The following is a 16535-nucleotide window of genomic DNA, read 5'->3' on the forward strand; positions in this document are numbered from 1 at the left end:
ATTTACTGAAGGACGCACCGCGAATACCACCGGCCACGGCAAGGAACGCACGGTGAACCTGCTGGAGGCCATGCGGATTTACGTGAGAGTGGTCGAAAGAGGGAGCATCTCGGGCGCAGCAAGGGATCTGGACATCGGCCAGCCGGCCGTGAGTGAGCGCATCGAGCGGCTCGAGAAGTACCTCGGATGTCGCCTGCTGCAACGCAACGCACGTGCTTTCAAGTGCACGCCTGAGGGGATCATCTTCCATGAACGCAGCAAAGCAGTGCTAGGCGCCGTGGAGCAAGCCGTGGCCGAAGTGTCGAATGACGAGCAGGCAGTGAAGGGGGCGATTCGTATTGCAGCGCCACACTGCTTCGGTGAAACGCTTCTGCCCGAAGGCGTGAAGCGAATCCGTGAAAGCTATCCGCGCATCGACATCGAACTCGTGCTCAACGACAAGATCACCGACCTTGTCACCGAGGGCGTCGACATCTCGTTTCGTCTCGGACAACCTGGCGACGGTGCGTACATCGCCTGGCCGATTGGTGAGATCGAGCGCGTACTAGTCGCTTCGCCGGACTATCTGAAGCGGCACGACGCGATCGACGATCTGGCGGATCTCACAGGACACAACCTGATTCGCGTGAAGGGCTCTTTCGACGCGGACCTGCTACCCCTCTCGCGAGATGGTGCGCCCATCGACAGTGCTCCGATTCAGACAATGATCAAGACCACGCATTGGCGCCCGATGTATGAAATGGTTTTGTCAGGACTCGGGCTCGGTGTGCTAGAGGCACCGCCCATCAAGGGCGCCCTCGAGACAGGCGAGCTGGTGCGGGTGCTCCCGCAGTATGAAGTGCCTGCACTGGCACTGAACCTGCTTATTCAGCCCCAGCGTCCAATTGCGGTGCGGGTTCGCAGAATCGTCGACACACTCAGGAGCTACCTCTCCGAGGCACTGGCCCAATAGTGAAAATCGAAACGCCGATCCATGACGCGAGCATTCTGTTGGCTAGCTTGAACAGTCGTTAGTTACATCAAAGTGCATTCAGATCGCGAACGATCTGCTCCGCTTCCTGGGTGCATTCAAGCCTGAAGAACCAGCGTTCAGCATGCTCGCGAACGGCTACCCACGACCGATCCTGAAGGTCATTTTTTATGCGACCGATGAATTTGCAGGCGCGCTCCATGCCGTCACGATTGGCCTCTGCCTGCGTCAACCATTCCGGTTGCACGGTGTCCGGGCTACACGTAGCAAACAAACGGCCAGCGTGACGAATCTTCACGTGCGCGATCCAGCCGCCCCGCTCGTTCTCGCGGGATTGTGCCGTTATCTGAAAGCCGTAGCACGTCATACTTTCGGTCGGAGCCATGCGCTGCCTCCATTGACATTCACGTTGATGGCCGTGTATCCCCCAACGCGGACGGCTGTCCCGTCGTCGAGGTTCGCATTTCCAGTACCGCGCGATGAATGGCTTCGGTTAGCGTATTGTTGACTTCAATGAGCTTACGCATCTCGTCCTGCAGCTTCAGAAGTGCCTCGGCGTCCTTGTAGGTCTGCAAGGCCTGCTTATCCGATGCCGCAGCCGCCACCTTCTGGCCGACCATGATTACCGATAACAGTACGAGCTGCAAAAATGTCTGTGCGACCCACGCGACCAGAGTCGAAACGCCACCCTGGATAGCCGACGGCAAGCTCACAAGCGCAATCGCTGCAAAAACGTAGGCGCACCACATCGTTCCGACAACATTAGTGATAGCGACGGCAATCCTGCCGTTCAGCCCCACATGCTCGTGCTTGGTCAGATGCGGGCCGGTCTTTTTACGTTCTTCAACACGCGCACTCGCTTCGTTATCCACTTTCATCATTGAACCCCCGAAAGAGCGATTGGATCAACGTCGGACCCGGCAACGTGCCCCACCGTATTTATCGGCCGTGATTCCCGTGCGTGATCTGTGTGCCAAGCTCGGAAATCGTACGGAAGGCCCTTCGCACCACTGCAAAATCGTGCGTCACAGCGCGGCGTGGAAATGCGTCGCCCGGCACGCTGACGAAATCAAAATCGAGACCATGCATTGAGAGTATATAGCTCGCTGTATACGCACGCCATGGATCGGCAAACGCCACGCCTCGCGGTGTGCCGTCGAAACGTTCGGTTCTTCGTTGCAGCCGCTTTACCCAATACGACGTATCTGTCTCCGCGTTTGGGAAATCGTACATCCAAACTGCGACACGAAAGATCGGTTTCTTCTTGTCAATCCGATACCTGATATCGCACGCACAATAAGATCGACCTGAATCTCCCCGATATAAAGTATCGGATGGGCAGAGGTTCACATCCGCCGAATTCAACAATAATATTCAATCGTCAAATTGTCCCTTTTTGGCTTCCCTCGCGCTCTCGTCTGATATCGGCGCTGCTTGCGGGCGACTATGAACTCCATCTCAGCGAGGACCGTTCCGGCTAACTTGATCGAACGGACACGACGATCAGGCTGTACCTGCGCGAAGCAGTCACTTTCTGGATGCTGACAAGCGAAGCGTCGGCTCCGCTTGCCTATTCAGTGGCACGGCCGGCACACGCTGACTTCTTCAGGACAACTTCAAACGGTTAAAGGTGCTTCGATCATGCCTACACTCTGCGATATCTGCCACGCTCGCCCCGCTGTCGCGCGAGTCGTCGTGACCGAGAACGGCGAGCGCAAGTCTCTGTCGATCTGCGACTATCACTATCGACAGTTGATGCGCCATCAAAGCATGCTCAATCCGTTCGATTCGCTGCTCGGCGGTGGAGGCGACCTTTCAGGTTTGCTCGGTGAATTCGGCGATGAAACCGGAATGAGTGCAAGCGTGCCTCGGGAGTCCGTCGACGCTACGGACGCGTTCAGCGAGCAAACCATGGAGTTACTGCAACGCGCCGCCGAAAAAGCTCACGAATTACACCGCACCGAACTCGATACCGAGCATCTGCTTTATGTGCTCGCCGATACCGACGTGTGCGCGGCGCTACTCAAAGAGCTGAAACTCTCGCCGCAGGATATCAAGCGCTATATCGACGAACACGCCAAACACGGCACGGCCAGCGACGATGAATCGCTCGAGAGAATGACGGTATCGCCGCGTTTGAAAAAGGCCTTTCAGTTTGCTTTCCAGGCGTCTCGCGACCTCGGCCATTCGTACGTGGGCCCTGAGCATCTGCTGATCGGCCTCGCCGCCGTACCGGAAAGCCTGGCTGGCACGCTGCTCAAGAAGTATGGCGTAACACCCGAGGCGCTGCGCCAGAAAGTAGTCAAGGTGGTCGGCAAGGGTGCCGAAGATGGACGCGTCGAAACGCCTACCGGTACGCCGAACCTCGACAAGTTCGGCCGGGACCTCACTGCGCTCGCGCGCCAGGGCAAGCTCGACCCGGTGCTCGGCCGCGCTCAGGAAATCGAAAGCACGATTGAGGTGCTGGCGCGCCGCAAGAAGAACAACCCTGTGCTCATCGGCGAACCGGGCGTGGGCAAGACCGCGATTGTCGAAGGACTCGCGCAGCGCGTGGTCAACGGTGACGTACCTGAGGTCCTGCGCGGCAAACGCCTCGTGGAAGTCAATATCAACTCGATGGTCGCCGGCGCGAAATACCGCGGTGAATTCGAGGAGCGCGCGAAGCAATTGATCGACGAGGTGACAGCCAAGCAAGATGAACTCATTTTGTTCATCGACGAGTTGCATACGATCGTAGGCGCTGGCCAAGGCGGCGGCGAAGGCGGCCTCGACATAGCGAATGTGCTGAAACCCGCACTCGCGCGCGGCGAATTGAGCCTCATCGGCGCGACGACACTGAACGAATATCAGAAGTACATCGAAAAAGACGCGGCGCTGGAGCGTCGTTTCCAACCCGTTCTCGTGCCGGAGCCAAGCGTCGAGCAAACCATCGTTATCCTGCGCGGCCTGCGCGACAAACTTGAAGCACACCATCAGGTGACGTTCTCCGATGACGCGTTCGTTGCTGCGGCAGAATTCGCCGACCGCTATATCACCTCGCGTTTTCTCCCCGATAAGGCCATCGATCTGATCGACCAGGCTGCCGCACGCGTGCGCATCGGCGCCACGTCGCGGCCGGCCGACATCCAGGAGTTGGAGGCGGAAGTTGCACAGCTCAAGCGCGAGCAGGATTATGCGTCGTCGCGCAAGCGTTTCGACGAAGCAAAGGCCTTTGAAGAACGCATCAACGAGAAACAGAAACAGCTCGATGAGCAGATGGAGGCATGGCAGCGCAAGACCGGCACGGAAACGCTGGAAGTGACCGTGGCTTCCGTCGCCGAGGTCGTCTCGCGCCTGACCGGCATTCCTGTTGCCGAACTCACGCAGGAAGAGCGCCAAAAGCTGCTGAAGATGGAGGAGACGCTGAGAGAGCGCGTGGTCGGCCAGGACGACGCGGTTGTCGCTGTGAGCGATGCCGTGCGTTTGTCGCGCGCGGGCCTGGGCCAGGAGCACCGGCCCATTGCGAATTTCCTGTTCCTCGGACCGACGGGTGTTGGCAAGACCGAACTCGCGAAAGCCCTTGCGGAAAGCGTCTTTGGAGACGAACAGGCAATTATCCGGATCGACATGAGCGAGTACATGGAGCGCCACGCCGTCGCGCGGCTGATCGGCGCGCCACCGGGATACGTGGGTTATGACGAAGGCGGACAGCTCACCGAGCGCGTGCGGCGGCGTCCGTACAGCGTGATCCTTCTCGATGAGATCGAGAAGGCGCACCCGGACGTCTACAACGTGCTTCTGCAGGTATTCGACGACGGGCGTCTCACCGACGGAAAGGGCCGTGTGGTCGATTTCAGCAACACGATCATCATCGCCACGAGCAATCTGGGCGCCTCGATCATCATGGAGAACCTCGAACAGCCTGAGGCGAAGCGCAAAAGCGAAAAGGAAGTGCGTGACGAGCTGATGAAAGTGCTCAAGGGCCACTTCCGGCCAGAGTTTCTCAACCGAATCGACGACATTATCGTGTTCCACTCGCTTTCAAAGGAGAATATTCGCGCGATCGTACAAATTCAGCTCGACCGTGTCGTTCGGACTGCAGCCGCACAGGACATCACGCTTAAGGTGGGCGGGTCGCTGGTCGACCATCTGGTCGAAGTCGGCTATCAACCGGAGTTCGGTGCTCGCGAGCTGAAACGGCAAATCCGCCAGGAAGTCGAGACCCGGCTCGCAAAGGAAATACTCGGAGACACGCTGAAATCCGGCGACAGCGTGGAAATCGACTATGACAAGAAAAATGAGGAAGTGAGATTCAACAAGGTGCAGTCTTCCGCCACGCCTGAACCGAAGACGGGCAATGGCGCGAGCGCCAAAACGGACGACGCTGCTTCGACCGCGCCTTCGGGGGGAACCGTGACCGGCAAGGGACGCAAAAAACGTAGTGAAAAGGAGTCTGGTCCGAACGCCAGCTAACTAATTCGAATTGAGGCGGCGCCCGGTGGTTAAACCGACATTTTTAGCCCTCGGCGCCGCAATCGTTGATATCAATTCCAAAAAGACACGCCCGCGCTCTTGCTACGCATCGATAACTCAAACATGCCTTTCAGTTTCGCCCGATTCACCGTTGTGAAAAACATCCCCGCCTCGCGCGAGACATACACGGTGTCTCAACTCGTGCCACTGCTACCACAACACAACATTCCATACCAGGAACTGCACCTACTGATTCGAGCGCAGCGGCCAATTCCGATGCGCGTGCGCACAGTCGCCGAAATCATGAAACGGTGCGTGCCAGGTCTGCGTGGCGCATTGACAGTGGATGACTCTCATCGGGGTACGCATTCATGATATGGACAACCGTTGCGTCTTTCTCAGGTCGGGCAGGACCCCTCTGTCACGCCCCGAGTTCCTGGAACGCATGCCCGTTCGCCTCAAGATTCTTGAGCGTTTCGCCATTGAGTTCGCTTTGCCAGATGTGCCCGGAAAACTGCCACTCCTTCGGGTTGGCAAGGTCCGGCAACCCCATGCCTTTGCGCACATATAGCCCAAGCGTCGGTTTAGCGAGGTTGATGTAAAAGTCGAATTCCTGCTGTTGCGGTGTGGAGTTTGTTGACGGCTGTTGCGGTTCCATGACGCCTCCTTCCCGTACAAGACCGATACGCGCTTGTAGAACCATGCTTTGCACAGGATACATCGTTCGGCCGCAACACACCCGTCCTTGCCACCGGTTTGGCACTCGCGCCAGCGCGTCGTAGCGCTCACGCCTCCAGTTGTTCGAGCACCTTCCCCTTCGTCTCGATGCCGAGAAAATGCACCGTCACGGCCGCGAGGAATGGCACCGCGGCGAGAATATAAAACGCAACGTCGAGATTGCCGCCGATCATCGTCTTCGAAACTATCGTCGGTGCGAAAATGGCGGCCACCTTCAGCCACGCGCCGCCCACGCCGCACCCCAATGCACGGATGCTCGTGGGGTACAACTCAGGCGTGTAGACGTAAGCGGTAATAAACCCACTAGCGAGCAGGCCGAGCGCCAGCGCGCAAAACGTCGCGACTACATAAACCGACATGGCATGGCACACGCCAGCCAGCACCAGAGAGACCGCGCAAAGCACGAAGGAGACGTTGATCACGGGCTTGCGGCCCACCTTGTCGACCAGCAGCGCGCAAGCGAGCGAGCCGAGCACGCCGAGCACCGAGGCCGCGACCGCGAGATTGAGCGCGAGTTGCAACGGCGCGTGATAAACGGTGCGATAGATCGTGGGCAGCCAGGTCGAAAGCCCGTACTGGATAAAACCGCAGGTGATCCAGAGCATGGCCACCGCGAGCGTGCGCTTACGATACGCGGGCCCGAACAAGTCCTTCACGCTACGCTTGGGGTGGCGCGCCACGAGCGCGTCGAATTCGGCGGCGTTCGTGACCGGGGCGAGCGGACCTTTCGCGGTACGCTCGAACGCGCTCACCGCGCGATCCGCTTCCTGCACGCGTTCGCGTTCCGCGAGCCAGCGCGGCGACTCGGGCACGAGCTTGCGCAGCACGAAGAACAGCACGAGCGGCATCCCGCCAATGAAGTACATGATCTGCCAGCCGAAGCGCGGCACGAGCCACGCGCCCAGCGCATTCGAAGCGAGCAGGCCAACCGGGAACACGATCTCGTAGAGGAGAACGAAGCGTCCGCGGCCGTGAGCGCGGCTAACCTCGTTGATATACGTCGCGGCCACGGGCAGCTCGCCGCCCAAGCCGAGGCCTTGCACCACACGCAACGCCGCGAACACGGCGAAACTCGGCGCCAATCCGCACGCAATGCTGGTCACGCCGATAATGCCCGAGCTCCACGCAATCGCGCGCACGCGGCCGTGGCGTTCCGCGAGCCACGGGAACAGGAACGCGCCGAACAACTGCCCGACCGAACCCGAAGCGATCAGAAAACCGATCTCCCACGGCGTGAGATGCCACTTCTGGATCAGGATCGGCAGCGTCGCGGCAATCGCGATGACGTCGAAGCCGTCGAAGAACGTGGCGAGACCGATGAGGATACGCGCGCGCACCTGCATGGCGTTGGTCGGCAGCCGTTCGAGGCGTGCAATGATCGACCCGCGCGTGTGGGGCCCACCGGTCGCGTCGCTGAGCGGCTCGTACAGGGCGGCGCCGCCGCGATGGCCGATGGAGTTGTCGAGGGTTCTCATGCCTGTGATCCCGTCCCGTGTTGTCTCGTGTATGAGGTATTAAGCGAGCGCCTTGCTGGTATCCACGAGGGCGGCGATATCCACCGCGCGCCCCTGGCTCATCCATTTGCGCGCGAGCTTGAGTTCGCGTGCTGCGTTGATCGCAATGACGCCGCGCAGATGGCCGTCTTCCACGAAGAAGAGCGACGCACGCTTCTCCTCGAGGCTGCCGCGCAGCACCGGCGCGCAGCCAGCGGGAATGTCGCCGAGTATCTGCAGATTCACGTCGTACTGGTCGGACCAGAACCACGGAATTTCCGCGTACGGCGTCTTCACGCCGAGCACGGCTTTCGCGGCGGCAATCGCCTGGTTCTGCGCGTTGGCCCACGATTCGAGCCGCACGCGGCGCTTGAGCCACGCGTTCGGATGGTTCGCCACATCGCCGCAGGCAAATATGCAGGAATCCGATGTTTCTCCAAACTCGTCCACCACAATGCCGTCGTCCACCGAAAGGCCAGCATCGACGGCGAGCGCCGTGTGCGGCGCGAGGCCGATGCCGGCAACCGCAAAGTCGGCGTCGAGTGTGCTGCCGTCGGCGAACGTCGCGCGCACGCCGCCCTCGGGGCGGTCTTCGAGCGCGAGCAGCATCGCATTCAGGCGCACGTCCACGCCGTTCGCGCGGTGCAGATCGAGCAGGAAGCGCGACACCGCCTCCGGCAACGAGCGCGCGCACAGGCGCGGCGCGCCCTCCACCACCGTTGCCTGCACGCCGAGCTTGCGCGCCGTCGCCGCGACTTCGAGGCCGATCCAGCCGCCGCCCACCACCAGCACGCGCTGGCTGTTGCGCAAACGCTCGCCGAGCGCCAGCGCTTCGTCCAGCGTGCGCAGGTACGTCACGTGGGCGCTCTTCGCGACGCTCGCGGGCAGCTTGCGCGCCGCGCCGCCTGTAGCGATCACAAGCCGGTCGTACTTCACTTCTCGGCCCGAACGCGTGGTCACCACGCATGTCGCACGATCGATGAACGTTGCACAGTCGGGTTGCCACGCTTCGACACTGAGTGCGGCGAACTCATCGGGCTTCGCAATGCGCACCGTTTCGATATCGGCTTCGCCCGCGAGCACGGCTTTGGAGAGCGGCGGACGCTCGTAGGGCAGATGCACTTCGTCGGCGATCATCACGAGGCGGCCTTCGTAGCCCTCCTTGCGCAGCGTCTTCACGACCCAGCCTGCGGCCTGGCCGCCGCCGATCACGACAACGGTGCGCGGCGCATGCGCTGTGACGTCTTCATGTGTGGCGCTCATTGCTTACGCTCCGTCATGAACTTGCCTTGCGGCGCTTCGGCATCTTTCTGGCGGCGCGTATTGCCGTCGAGACCGCCGTCCACGGCCCATTCCGCAAATACGGTGGGGCCGGGTTCGAATTCGCGCGGCTGCCATTCGGGCGTGAGCACGTCTTCGTCGGCGTAATACTCGATCAGGCCGCCCGCCGGGTTTTTGAAGTACCAGAAGTACGCCGAGGAAACCGGATGCCGGCCTGGCCCAAGCTGCGTAGTCCAGCCGCAGCGGCTGATATGCAATCCGCCGCCGAACACCTCGTGGATATCGCGCACCGTGAACGCCACGTGATTGAGGCCCTTCTTGCCATCGGGCAGCGCGAGCAGGAACAGGTCGTGGTGGCCGCCGTGCGGCGCGCAGCGCATGAAGGCGCCGCGGTTCGGGTAGCGGTCCGAGGTCTCGAAGCCGAGCAGTTCGTGATAGAACGCTTCCTGCTGAGCAAGGCAGTTCGTGAAAAACACCACGTGGCCCACTTCCACCGGCTCCGCGCGCTCATAAATTGGCGAGGGCTGATCCACGCGCAGCGTTTGCCCCCATACATTCGATGGCGAGCCTTTCACGTCAATCTCGCACCGGCGCGTGACTTCCACGCGTATCGCCATGCCCGCGGGATCGAAGCAGCCCACTGCATCGGCTTCGCTGTAATAGCCAGGCTGGCCCTGCAGGCGTTCGCGCAGCGCGTCGAGTTCCGCGCGTGTGGCCACGCCCCACGTCACTTCGCGCAGCGTCGGGCCTGTTTCGAACGCGGTGGGCAGCGAAGCATCGTTCGCGTCGACCACGAGCACGGTGCAGCCGTTGAGCGTTTCGAAGCGTGCGCGCGTTTCGTCGTGCGCGGTTTCTTTCAAGCCCCAATCCGCGAAGAAGCGACGGCAGGTTTCGAGGTCCGCCACGCCGTAAGTGATCTGTTCAATGCCGAGTATCGTCATGTTGCTTGTCTCCTGTCGACCGCACTTAGCGCTTTAGCGCTTGGTGCGGTCCCATGCATAGCGAGTCGAGCGCGCCTTCAGGCGCTGGCCCACGGCAGCGGTGCGTCGTTCAAGCCCCAGTAAAGGCTCTTCTGCTGCATGTATTCACGAATGCCGAGCCGCCCTTTCTCGCGGCCCATGCCGCTTTCCTTCCACCCCGAGAACGGCGTGGAGATCGAGAACAGCTTGTACGTGTTGATCCAGACCGTGCCCGCTTCGAGCTTGCGCGCGACGCGCCACGCGCGTTTGTAGTCACGTGTCCAGATGCCGGCGGCGAGGCCGAACACGCTGTCGTTCGCCTCTTCGATCAAGGCGGCTTCGTCGTCGAAAGGCATGGCCACGAGGACGGGCCCGAAAATCTCTTCCTGGCAGATGCGCGCATTGTTCTGGAGTCCTTCCAGAATGGTCGGCTGATAGAAGAAGCCGTTCTCGCGACCGTCGCCAACGGGGCGCTCGCCGCCGCACAACAGTCTGCCGCCCTCTTCCAGACCGAGCGCCACATAGCGCTCCACCGACTCGCGGTGCTTCGCTGTAATCAGCGGGCCCATCTGCGTGTTCTCGCGCGACGGGTCGGCCACGCGCAGCTTGCGCGCGCCTGCCACGAGGCGTTTGATGAAAGCGTCGTAAATCGAGCGCTGCACGAAAAGGCGCGATCCGGCGATACACGCCTCGCCCGACGAACTGAAGATGCCATACAGCACGCCGTTCACGGCATGGTCGAGGTCGGCGTCTTCGAACACGATGGTCGGCGACTTGCCGCCCAGTTCGAGCGACACCGGCATGAGCTTTTCCGCCGCGATGCGCGCAATGCCGCGGCCCACTTCGGTGCCACCCGTGAACGACACTTTCTTCACGAGCGGATGACGCACCAGCACGTCGCCGATCACCGAGCCCTTGCCGGGCAGCACGCTCAAGATGCCTTTGGGCACGCCCGCTTCCTCGCAGATGCGCGCAAGCGCGAGCGAGACGAGCGGCGTGACTTCGGCGGGCTTGAGCACCACCGCGTTGCCCGCCGCGAGGGCGGGCGCAAGCTTCTGCGCGTCGGAGGCGATCGGCGAATTCCACGGCGTGATCGCCGCCACGACGCCAATCGGTTCGTGCACGCTCATCGTCAGGTAGTCGCCGCGCGAGGGCGTGAGGTCGTCGTCGAGCGTTTCGAGGCATGCCGCGAAATAGCGGAACGTGTTGGCCGCGCTCGCCACCAGCGCGCGCGTTTCGCCGATCGGCTTGCCGTTGTCGCGGCGCTGCAACTGCGCAAGCGCTTCATGGCGCTGCATGATGAGCTCGGCGATGCGGTACAGCACGAGCGCGCGCAGATGCGGCTTCATGCCGGCCCACTCGCCCTGCTTCCACGCCGCGTGCGCCTTCTCGACCGCTTCGCTCGCGTCGTCGGCGCTCGCTGTCGAGACCTCCATGTTCAGCGACTGGTCGGCGGGGTACAGGCTCGCAAACGGAGCAGCGCGCCCCTGACGCCACTCGCCGCCGACCAGAATGTCGCTGTTCGGGATGAGGCTCGTATCGAATGCAGTCATCTTGGGTGTCTCACTTGTGTTCGCATCAAATCACGCAGCGCGCGGCCCGGTTGCGCAGCGCGCGAATCGCGCTATACGCGGTGAGCGCGGAGGTCTTCGGGTTATCGGGCAGCGGTTTGCCGCACATCTCCAGCGACATTTCGCCGAACACGCCGCGCGCCACGATGCGGTGCACGTTGCGCTCCACAGCCGGATCGGCGATCAGGCACACCGTCGTCTGGTCCAAGCCGAGGCCCGCAAGCGCGATGGTCGCCGCCACGTTCGCGTTCTTCGGGAAGAGCCGCGCCGCTTCGCGCGCGCTGCCTTCGAAAATCACCTGCTCCTGCGTGAGCGCACGCAGGTCGCACACCTTCTCCGCAGGCGTATCGAGCCAGCCGAGCGGCGGCTTGCGGCCCGTGTACAGCACTTCGTCCAGGCCGCCCAGCTTCGCCGCGGAAAGCGCGTCGATGCCGCCAATCGCACCCGAAAGCAGTGTGAGCGTGGCGTCGCCTTCGTCGGCGGCGTGCGAGAGGCGTTCGAGCAGCTCGACATCGGAAAGCGCGCCGATCGAAGCCACCGCGCAATCCGTGCCGCTTTGCAAGAGCGGCACGACATGATCGACAAGCGCCGCGTGACCGGCGCATTCGAGCGCGAATTGCGGCCGCGTGGAAAGCGCATGCACCGACGACACCACTTCCACCGCGCCGTCCACCTGCTCGCGCACGGCGGCGGCGTGGTGCTCGGGCACGATCACGTGCGAGACGTGCACGAGCGGATCGGCGGCGACTGCGCGGTACACGGTCTGCCCGATCGCGCCGAAGCCGATCATCGCAATGTCGATGGGTGCGTGCGGCACGGCGTGGCCGTTATGCATGTTGGGGCTCCTCTTTGCGCACCGGCGGGCCCGCGAACGCCGTTTCGAAGCTGCCCACGGCCTTCATGTCCACTTCGAGCAGCACGGGGCCTTCGAACGCCATGCCTTCGCGAATCACGGTGTCGGCGTCGTCGAGCGACGAAAGGCGATAGTGCTTGAGGCCCAGGCTCGCGCAGAACTGCGAGAACTCCGGCTGATGCAGATCGACATACATGCGGCGGCCGCCGTATTGCGCGTCCTGGATGTTGCGGATCACGCCATAGCACTGATCGTTCATCAGCACGATCATCACGTTGGCCTTTTCCTGCACGGCCGTCGCAAGTTCGCCCACGTTCACCATCAGGCCGCCGTCGCCCACGAGGCAGACGGTCTTCGCCGCCGCATTCGCGAGCGCCGCGCCGATCGCCATCTGCATGCCCTGGCCGATTCCGCCGCCAAGCGCATGCACGCCCGCACGCGGCGTGAAGATCTTCAAGAGGCGGTTGCCCCACGTGCTGTTCGAGATCGTGACGTCGCGTACCCAGTTGTAGTCGCGGCCCACGGCGCGCTGGAGCGCTTCCACGAGGCGGCGGTACGGCCCGAGACCCTTGGCCGTTTCCGCCACTGCGACTTCGCGCGCCTCGGCGATGTCCGCTGCGAACTGCGGATCGACCTTGATGCGATTCTCGAGGCGCGTGGCGAGCGCATCGAGCACGCTCGCCGAGTCGCCGTGCACGAACAGCGCGTTGCGATAGCCGCGATTGTCAGCGAGCGCGTCGGCATCGATGCGATAGAGCGGTTGCGGCAGCGCGAGCTTGTATTTGAGGGTTTCGTTGCCGCGCAGGCGCGAGCCCACCACCAGCATCGCGTCGCAGGTCTTGTACAGACGCTCAACCGATGGGCTCACGTTGAACGCACCGAGTGTGGCAGGATGATCTTCGGGCAGCACGCCGCGGCCCTGCACGCTCGTCACCACGCCGAAGCCGAGTGCGACAAGGCGCTCCACGGCGGCGCGCGCATGGCGCGTGCCGCCGCCGAGCCACAGCAGCGGGCGCTTTGCCTTCGCGAGTTCGTTGGCGAGTTGCTCCACGCGCGCTTCGTCGTGCGTGAGCGTCGTGAGGTGCGGCGCGGTGAGGTCGGCGGGCCAGTCGGTGAGCGCTGCCTGAATGTCGATGGGAATCTCCACGCTCACCGGGCCGCTCGGCGCGGTCTGCGCCACGCGCACCGCTTCACGGATGGTGGGCAGCGCGGTCTCGACTGAGCGCACGCGGAACGCGGCCTTCGAAATCGACGAAAGCATGCTCAGCTGATCGGGCGCCTCGTGAATGTAGGCGAGGTCCTGATCGAGGTATTCGGTTTCGATCTGCCCGGTGATATGGAGCAGCGCCGTGCCGGCAGTCAGCGCCTCGACCATTGCGCCCGCTGCATTGCCCGCCGCCGTGCCCGTGCTCGTGAACGCCACGCCAAGGCCGCCCGAGACGCGCGCAAGCCCGTCCGCCATGTTGACCGCGCCCGCCTCGCCGCGCGCGCCGACGTAGCGGATAGTGCCGCGCGTGCCGATGGCGTCGAGAATCGGCATGTTGTGGATCGAGATCACGCCGAAAGCGGTTTGGACTCCACATTGTTCGAGAAAAGCGGCGATCAGTTCGCCGACGGTGGTTTTATTAGACATGACGTGCAACGCCTCCAGATACATCGATATGACTGCCCGTCGTATAGGACGACAGGGACGTGGCCAGATAAAACAGCGCCTGGGCCGCTTCTTCGGGGCGGCCGAAGCGGCCAAGCGGAATGTGCTTCTTGCGCGCGAGCGCCTGCGTCCAGTCTTCCCAGCTCTGGCCGGCGGCCTGCGATTCTGCGTCGTTCTCGTAGCGCCGACGCCACTGCCCCGACTCCACGATGCCGATGAGGATCGAGTTCACACGAATCTGCTCGGGCGCGAGTTCGACGGCGAGCGACTTGATAAGACTGAGCACGCCCGCGCGCGCGGACGAGGTCGCGACCATATGCGGCTCGGGCTGCAGTGCGAGCAGCGAGTTCACGCAGACGATCGCGGCATTACCCGCTTTCGCAGCATTGCGCAGCAAGGGCAGAAACGCGCGCGTCGGGCGGATGATGCTGAAATACTTGAGGTCGAGTTCCTCGCGCCACGCTTCGTCCGACGTATCGGCAAACGTGGAAACGCGCCCTTGGCCCGCGTTGTTCACGAGCATGTCGGCACGGCCAAAGCGCTCTTCGACTTCTACCGCGAACGCGGCGACTTCGCCCGCGTCGAGCACGTCGCAGCGCGAGGCGAGCAGTCGCCCTTGCGGATAGCGCTCGCGCAAACCGTGCTCGGCCCGCGCGAGACGATCGCTATCGCGGCCGCAGATCGCCACCGTTGCGCCCGCACGCAAGAAAAGTTCTGCGGTAGCGAGGCCGATGCCGGACGAACCGCCCGTCACGACCGCGACCTGACCGGTCAAATCGAGTTGAATCATTTGATCCCCAATGCTTTCATGTAGGGCGTGCCCTTGCCTGCGGACGCCTGCGGCCTGTTTTGAGGCCGATAGTTCAGGCGCGTGGAGAGTTCGTTTGCGGCTTGGCGCACCTTCTCGATCAAGCCGCCATCGAGCAGTTGCGCGTCGATGCCGGGGCGCGGAATGGTCGTCGTCACCACGGCGGCAATGCGGCCCGTGTCGTTGCGCACCGGCGCCGACACCACGGAAATGCCGCGCTCGAACGACGATTCGCTCACGGCGTAGCCGCGCTCGGCGTCTTCGCGAATACGCTCGAAGAGCGCCTCGACCGTCTCCGGCGTGGAGGGCGTGAAACGTTCTAGCCGCGGCTCGGGATACAGTGCGCGCAGTTCGCCGAGCGTGAGATCGCCCATCAGCACCTGGCCGTGGGTCGTCGCGTGCGCCGAAAGACGCGTGCCGACGTTCACCTTCACGGAGCTGAAAATGGGCGCGTGGCTCTGCGCCTTGGCGACGAACACAATGTCGCGTCCGTCGCGAATCACGATATGCGCGGTGAGTCCCGTTGCATCGCGCAGCGCCTCGATCAAAGGCAGGCCGAGATCGGTGAGTTCGAGCGAGCTGAGGTATTCGAAGCCGAGACGCAGCACCGCCACGCCCAGGCGATAGTTGCGGTCGCGGTCGGCGCGCTCGAGAAAGCCCAGCGATTCGAGCGTTTGCAGCAGACGAAACACCGTGGTACGCGGAATGCCCAGGCGCCGCGACAATTCGGGCGCATCGAGCACCGGCTCGCGCGGCGAGAATTCGGTCAGAATGCGCAGGCCGCGCTCCAGGCCCGGCACGCGGTAGCTGGCGTCGTTGCGGTCTTCGTCGACGTCGGGTGTCATGCCTTACGCTCCGTAGTACTGAATGTACGGGTCAATGTGAATTCGATCAGCGTGCTATAGGCAAGCGGTTGTTCGATGTAGCCCGCGTGGCCTGCGCGTGGTACGACATGAAACGGCGCGCGAGCGATCTGTGCGAGCCGCTCGCAGGCCTCGGGCGGCGTGATCGTGTCTTGCGCGCCCACTGCGACGGCCATCGGCACCTGGCCCACGCAGCGCGCGAGATCGGCGGCGAGATCGGCATTCGCGAGCAGATGCGTGGCCTGCGCGTAACCGTGCGGCACGATGCGCGCCATGTTCCAGCGCACCCAGGCGCGTGCGGTCTCGTCGGCATGCGGCGACAGCATATTCGCGCTGCGCGTTTGCGCGAGACCTTGCGCGCCGAGTTCGGCAAGCATGGCGAGGCGTGCGTCGCGCTTTTCGGCGCGGACGCTTTCGTCTGCCGCGCCATAGCCGCCTGCAGGTGAAATCAGCAGCAGGCCGGCCACCCGCTCGGGCTGCGCGGCAGCAAACGCGCCCGCCATGATCGCGCCGAGCGAATGACCCACCAGCGTGCAACGCGCGATACCCAGCGCATCGAGCCAGTCCGCCAGCACGCGCGCATAGTTGGCGGCGACAGGCGAAGCGCCCGCGACAGGCGTGGACGCACCGTAACCCGGCGCGTCCCACGCGAGCACGCGGCGCGCGCCGCCGAGCGCTTCGAGTTGCTGCACCCACGAAGCCGCACCGGAGCCAATGCCATGCAGCAGCACGAGCGGCAGCGCGTCGCTAGCGCTCTCGCCCGCGGCTTCTCGATAGCTCACGCTGCCGTCACCCACGCGCGCGCTACGCAGCGCAAAGCGCGCGAGCCACGTTTCGAGCGTGGCAGTAGATGAGGCTGCGGTGTCGATCGTGTCGTTCATGGCTTCGGATTCTGG

Annotated in this window: 14 protein-coding genes; 2 read left to right on the forward strand and 12 right to left on the reverse strand. The window is 63.0% G+C overall.

The window, feature by feature from the left end; genetic code table 11:
* Positions 1–52 precede the first annotated feature (52 nt).
* Positions 53–952: a LysR family transcriptional regulator gene (locus U5A57_RS09465; protein WP_321910415.1), complete on the forward strand. Its 900-nt coding sequence runs from the start codon at positions 53–55 to the stop codon at positions 950–952.
* A 67-nt stretch (positions 953–1019) separates the two neighbouring features.
* On the opposite strand, the gene U5A57_RS09470 is transcribed toward U5A57_RS09465, so the two are convergent.
* Together U5A57_RS09470 and U5A57_RS09475 are read right to left on the reverse strand one after the other, a co-directional pair.
* The gene (locus U5A57_RS09470; protein ID WP_321910187.1) at positions 1020–1355 is read right to left on the reverse strand and encodes a DUF6566 family protein; all 336 of its coding nucleotides are present in this window, start codon (positions 1353–1355) and stop codon (positions 1020–1022) included.
* 19 nt (positions 1356–1374) lie between these two features.
* On the reverse strand, positions 1375–1851 hold the full coding sequence (locus U5A57_RS09475; protein ID WP_321910189.1) for a hypothetical protein: 477 nt from the start codon (positions 1849–1851) through the stop codon (positions 1375–1377).
* 760 nt (positions 1852–2611) lie between these two features.
* On the opposite strand from U5A57_RS09475, the gene U5A57_RS09485 reads away from it, so the two are divergent.
* Positions 2612–5422, forward strand: coding sequence for an ATP-dependent Clp protease ATP-binding subunit (locus tag U5A57_RS09485; RefSeq protein ID WP_321910190.1), 2811 nt, complete (start codon positions 2612–2614; stop codon positions 5420–5422).
* A gap of 421 nt (positions 5423–5843) precedes the next feature.
* On the opposite strand, the gene U5A57_RS09490 is transcribed toward U5A57_RS09485, so the two are convergent.
* From U5A57_RS09490 to U5A57_RS09535, 10 genes are all read right to left on the reverse strand, one after another.
* Positions 5844–6080 carry a hypothetical protein gene (locus tag U5A57_RS09490; RefSeq protein WP_321910192.1) on the reverse strand — a complete coding sequence of 79 codons (237 nt, stop codon included), beginning with the start codon at positions 6078–6080 and terminating at the stop codon, positions 5844–5846.
* 127 nt (positions 6081–6207) lie between these two features.
* A complete protein-coding gene (locus U5A57_RS09495; RefSeq protein ID WP_321910195.1) occupies positions 6208–7635 on the reverse strand; it encodes an MFS transporter in 1428 nt (475 codons plus the stop codon).
* A 39-nt stretch (positions 7636–7674) separates the two neighbouring features.
* Positions 7675–8916: an NAD(P)/FAD-dependent oxidoreductase gene (locus U5A57_RS09500; RefSeq protein ID WP_321910197.1), complete on the reverse strand. Its 1242-nt coding sequence runs from the start codon at positions 8914–8916 to the stop codon at positions 7675–7677.
* The gene (locus U5A57_RS09505; protein ID WP_321910198.1) at positions 8913–9875 is read right to left on the reverse strand and encodes a VOC family protein; all 963 of its coding nucleotides are present in this window, start codon (positions 9873–9875) and stop codon (positions 8913–8915) included. The genes U5A57_RS09500 and U5A57_RS09505 overlap by 4 nt, the downstream gene beginning before the upstream one ends.
* Positions 9876–9952: 77 nt before the next feature.
* The gene (locus U5A57_RS09510; protein ID WP_321910199.1) at positions 9953–11446 is read right to left on the reverse strand and encodes an aldehyde dehydrogenase; all 1494 of its coding nucleotides are present in this window, start codon (positions 11444–11446) and stop codon (positions 9953–9955) included.
* Between the two features lie 25 nt (positions 11447–11471).
* A complete protein-coding gene (locus tag U5A57_RS09515; RefSeq protein WP_321910201.1) occupies positions 11472–12299 on the reverse strand; it encodes an aspartate dehydrogenase in 828 nt (275 codons plus the stop codon).
* Positions 12292–13950, reverse strand: coding sequence for a thiamine pyrophosphate-binding protein (locus U5A57_RS09520; RefSeq protein WP_321910202.1), 1659 nt, complete (start codon positions 13948–13950; stop codon positions 12292–12294). Before U5A57_RS09520 ends, U5A57_RS09515 begins: the two co-directional genes overlap by 8 nt.
* The gene (locus U5A57_RS09525) at positions 13943–14758 is read right to left on the reverse strand and encodes an SDR family oxidoreductase (RefSeq protein ID WP_321910204.1); all 816 of its coding nucleotides are present in this window, start codon (positions 14756–14758) and stop codon (positions 13943–13945) included. The genes U5A57_RS09520 and U5A57_RS09525 overlap by 8 nt, the downstream gene beginning before the upstream one ends.
* On the reverse strand, positions 14755–15621 hold the full coding sequence (locus U5A57_RS09530; RefSeq protein ID WP_321910205.1) for an IclR family transcriptional regulator: 867 nt from the start codon (positions 15619–15621) through the stop codon (positions 14755–14757). The genes U5A57_RS09525 and U5A57_RS09530 overlap by 4 nt, the downstream gene beginning before the upstream one ends.
* The gene (locus U5A57_RS09535; protein WP_321910207.1) at positions 15618–16520 is read right to left on the reverse strand and encodes an alpha/beta fold hydrolase; all 903 of its coding nucleotides are present in this window, start codon (positions 16518–16520) and stop codon (positions 15618–15620) included. The genes U5A57_RS09530 and U5A57_RS09535 overlap by 4 nt, the downstream gene beginning before the upstream one ends.
* Positions 16521–16535: the final 15 nt, after the last annotated feature.

It is taken from the genome of Paraburkholderia sp. J11-2 (assembly GCF_905220185.1).
GTDB lineage: Bacteria > Pseudomonadota > Gammaproteobacteria > Burkholderiales > Burkholderiaceae > Paraburkholderia.

Bases quoted from the DNA above. Each gene is read 5' to 3' on its own strand.
- U5A57_RS09470 (WP_321910187.1), bottom strand. From the start codon at position 1,355: ATGGCTCCGACCGAAAGTATGACGTGCTACGGCTTTCAGATAACGGCA.
- U5A57_RS09475 (WP_321910189.1), bottom strand. From the start codon at position 1,851: ATGATGAAAGTGGATAACGAAGCGAGTGCGCGTGTTGAAGAACGTAAA.
- U5A57_RS09485 (WP_321910190.1), top strand. From the start codon at position 2,612: ATGCCTACACTCTGCGATATCTGCCACGCTCGCCCCGCTGTCGCGCGA.
- U5A57_RS09490 (WP_321910192.1), bottom strand. From the start codon at position 6,080: ATGGAACCGCAACAGCCGTCAACAAACTCCACACCGCAACAGCAGGAA.
- U5A57_RS09495 (WP_321910195.1), bottom strand. From the start codon at position 7,635: ATGAGAACCCTCGACAACTCCATCGGCCATCGCGGCGGCGCCGCCCTG.
- U5A57_RS09500 (WP_321910197.1), bottom strand. From the start codon at position 8,916: ATGAGCGCCACACATGAAGACGTCACAGCGCATGCGCCGCGCACCGTT.
- U5A57_RS09505 (WP_321910198.1), bottom strand. From the start codon at position 9,875: ATGACGATACTCGGCATTGAACAGATCACTTACGGCGTGGCGGACCTC.
- U5A57_RS09510 (WP_321910199.1), bottom strand. From the start codon at position 11,446: ATGACTGCATTCGATACGAGCCTCATCCCGAACAGCGACATTCTGGTC.
- U5A57_RS09515 (WP_321910201.1), bottom strand. From the start codon at position 12,299: ATGCATAACGGCCACGCCGTGCCGCACGCACCCATCGACATTGCGATG.
- U5A57_RS09520 (WP_321910202.1), bottom strand. From the start codon at position 13,950: ATGTCTAATAAAACCACCGTCGGCGAACTGATCGCCGCTTTTCTCGAA.
- U5A57_RS09525 (WP_321910204.1), bottom strand. From the start codon at position 14,758: ATGATTCAACTCGATTTGACCGGTCAGGTCGCGGTCGTGACGGGCGGT.
- U5A57_RS09530 (WP_321910205.1), bottom strand. From the start codon at position 15,621: ATGACACCCGACGTCGACGAAGACCGCAACGACGCCAGCTACCGCGTG.
- U5A57_RS09535 (WP_321910207.1), bottom strand. From the start codon at position 16,520: ATGAACGACACGATCGACACCGCAGCCTCATCTACTGCCACGCTCGAA.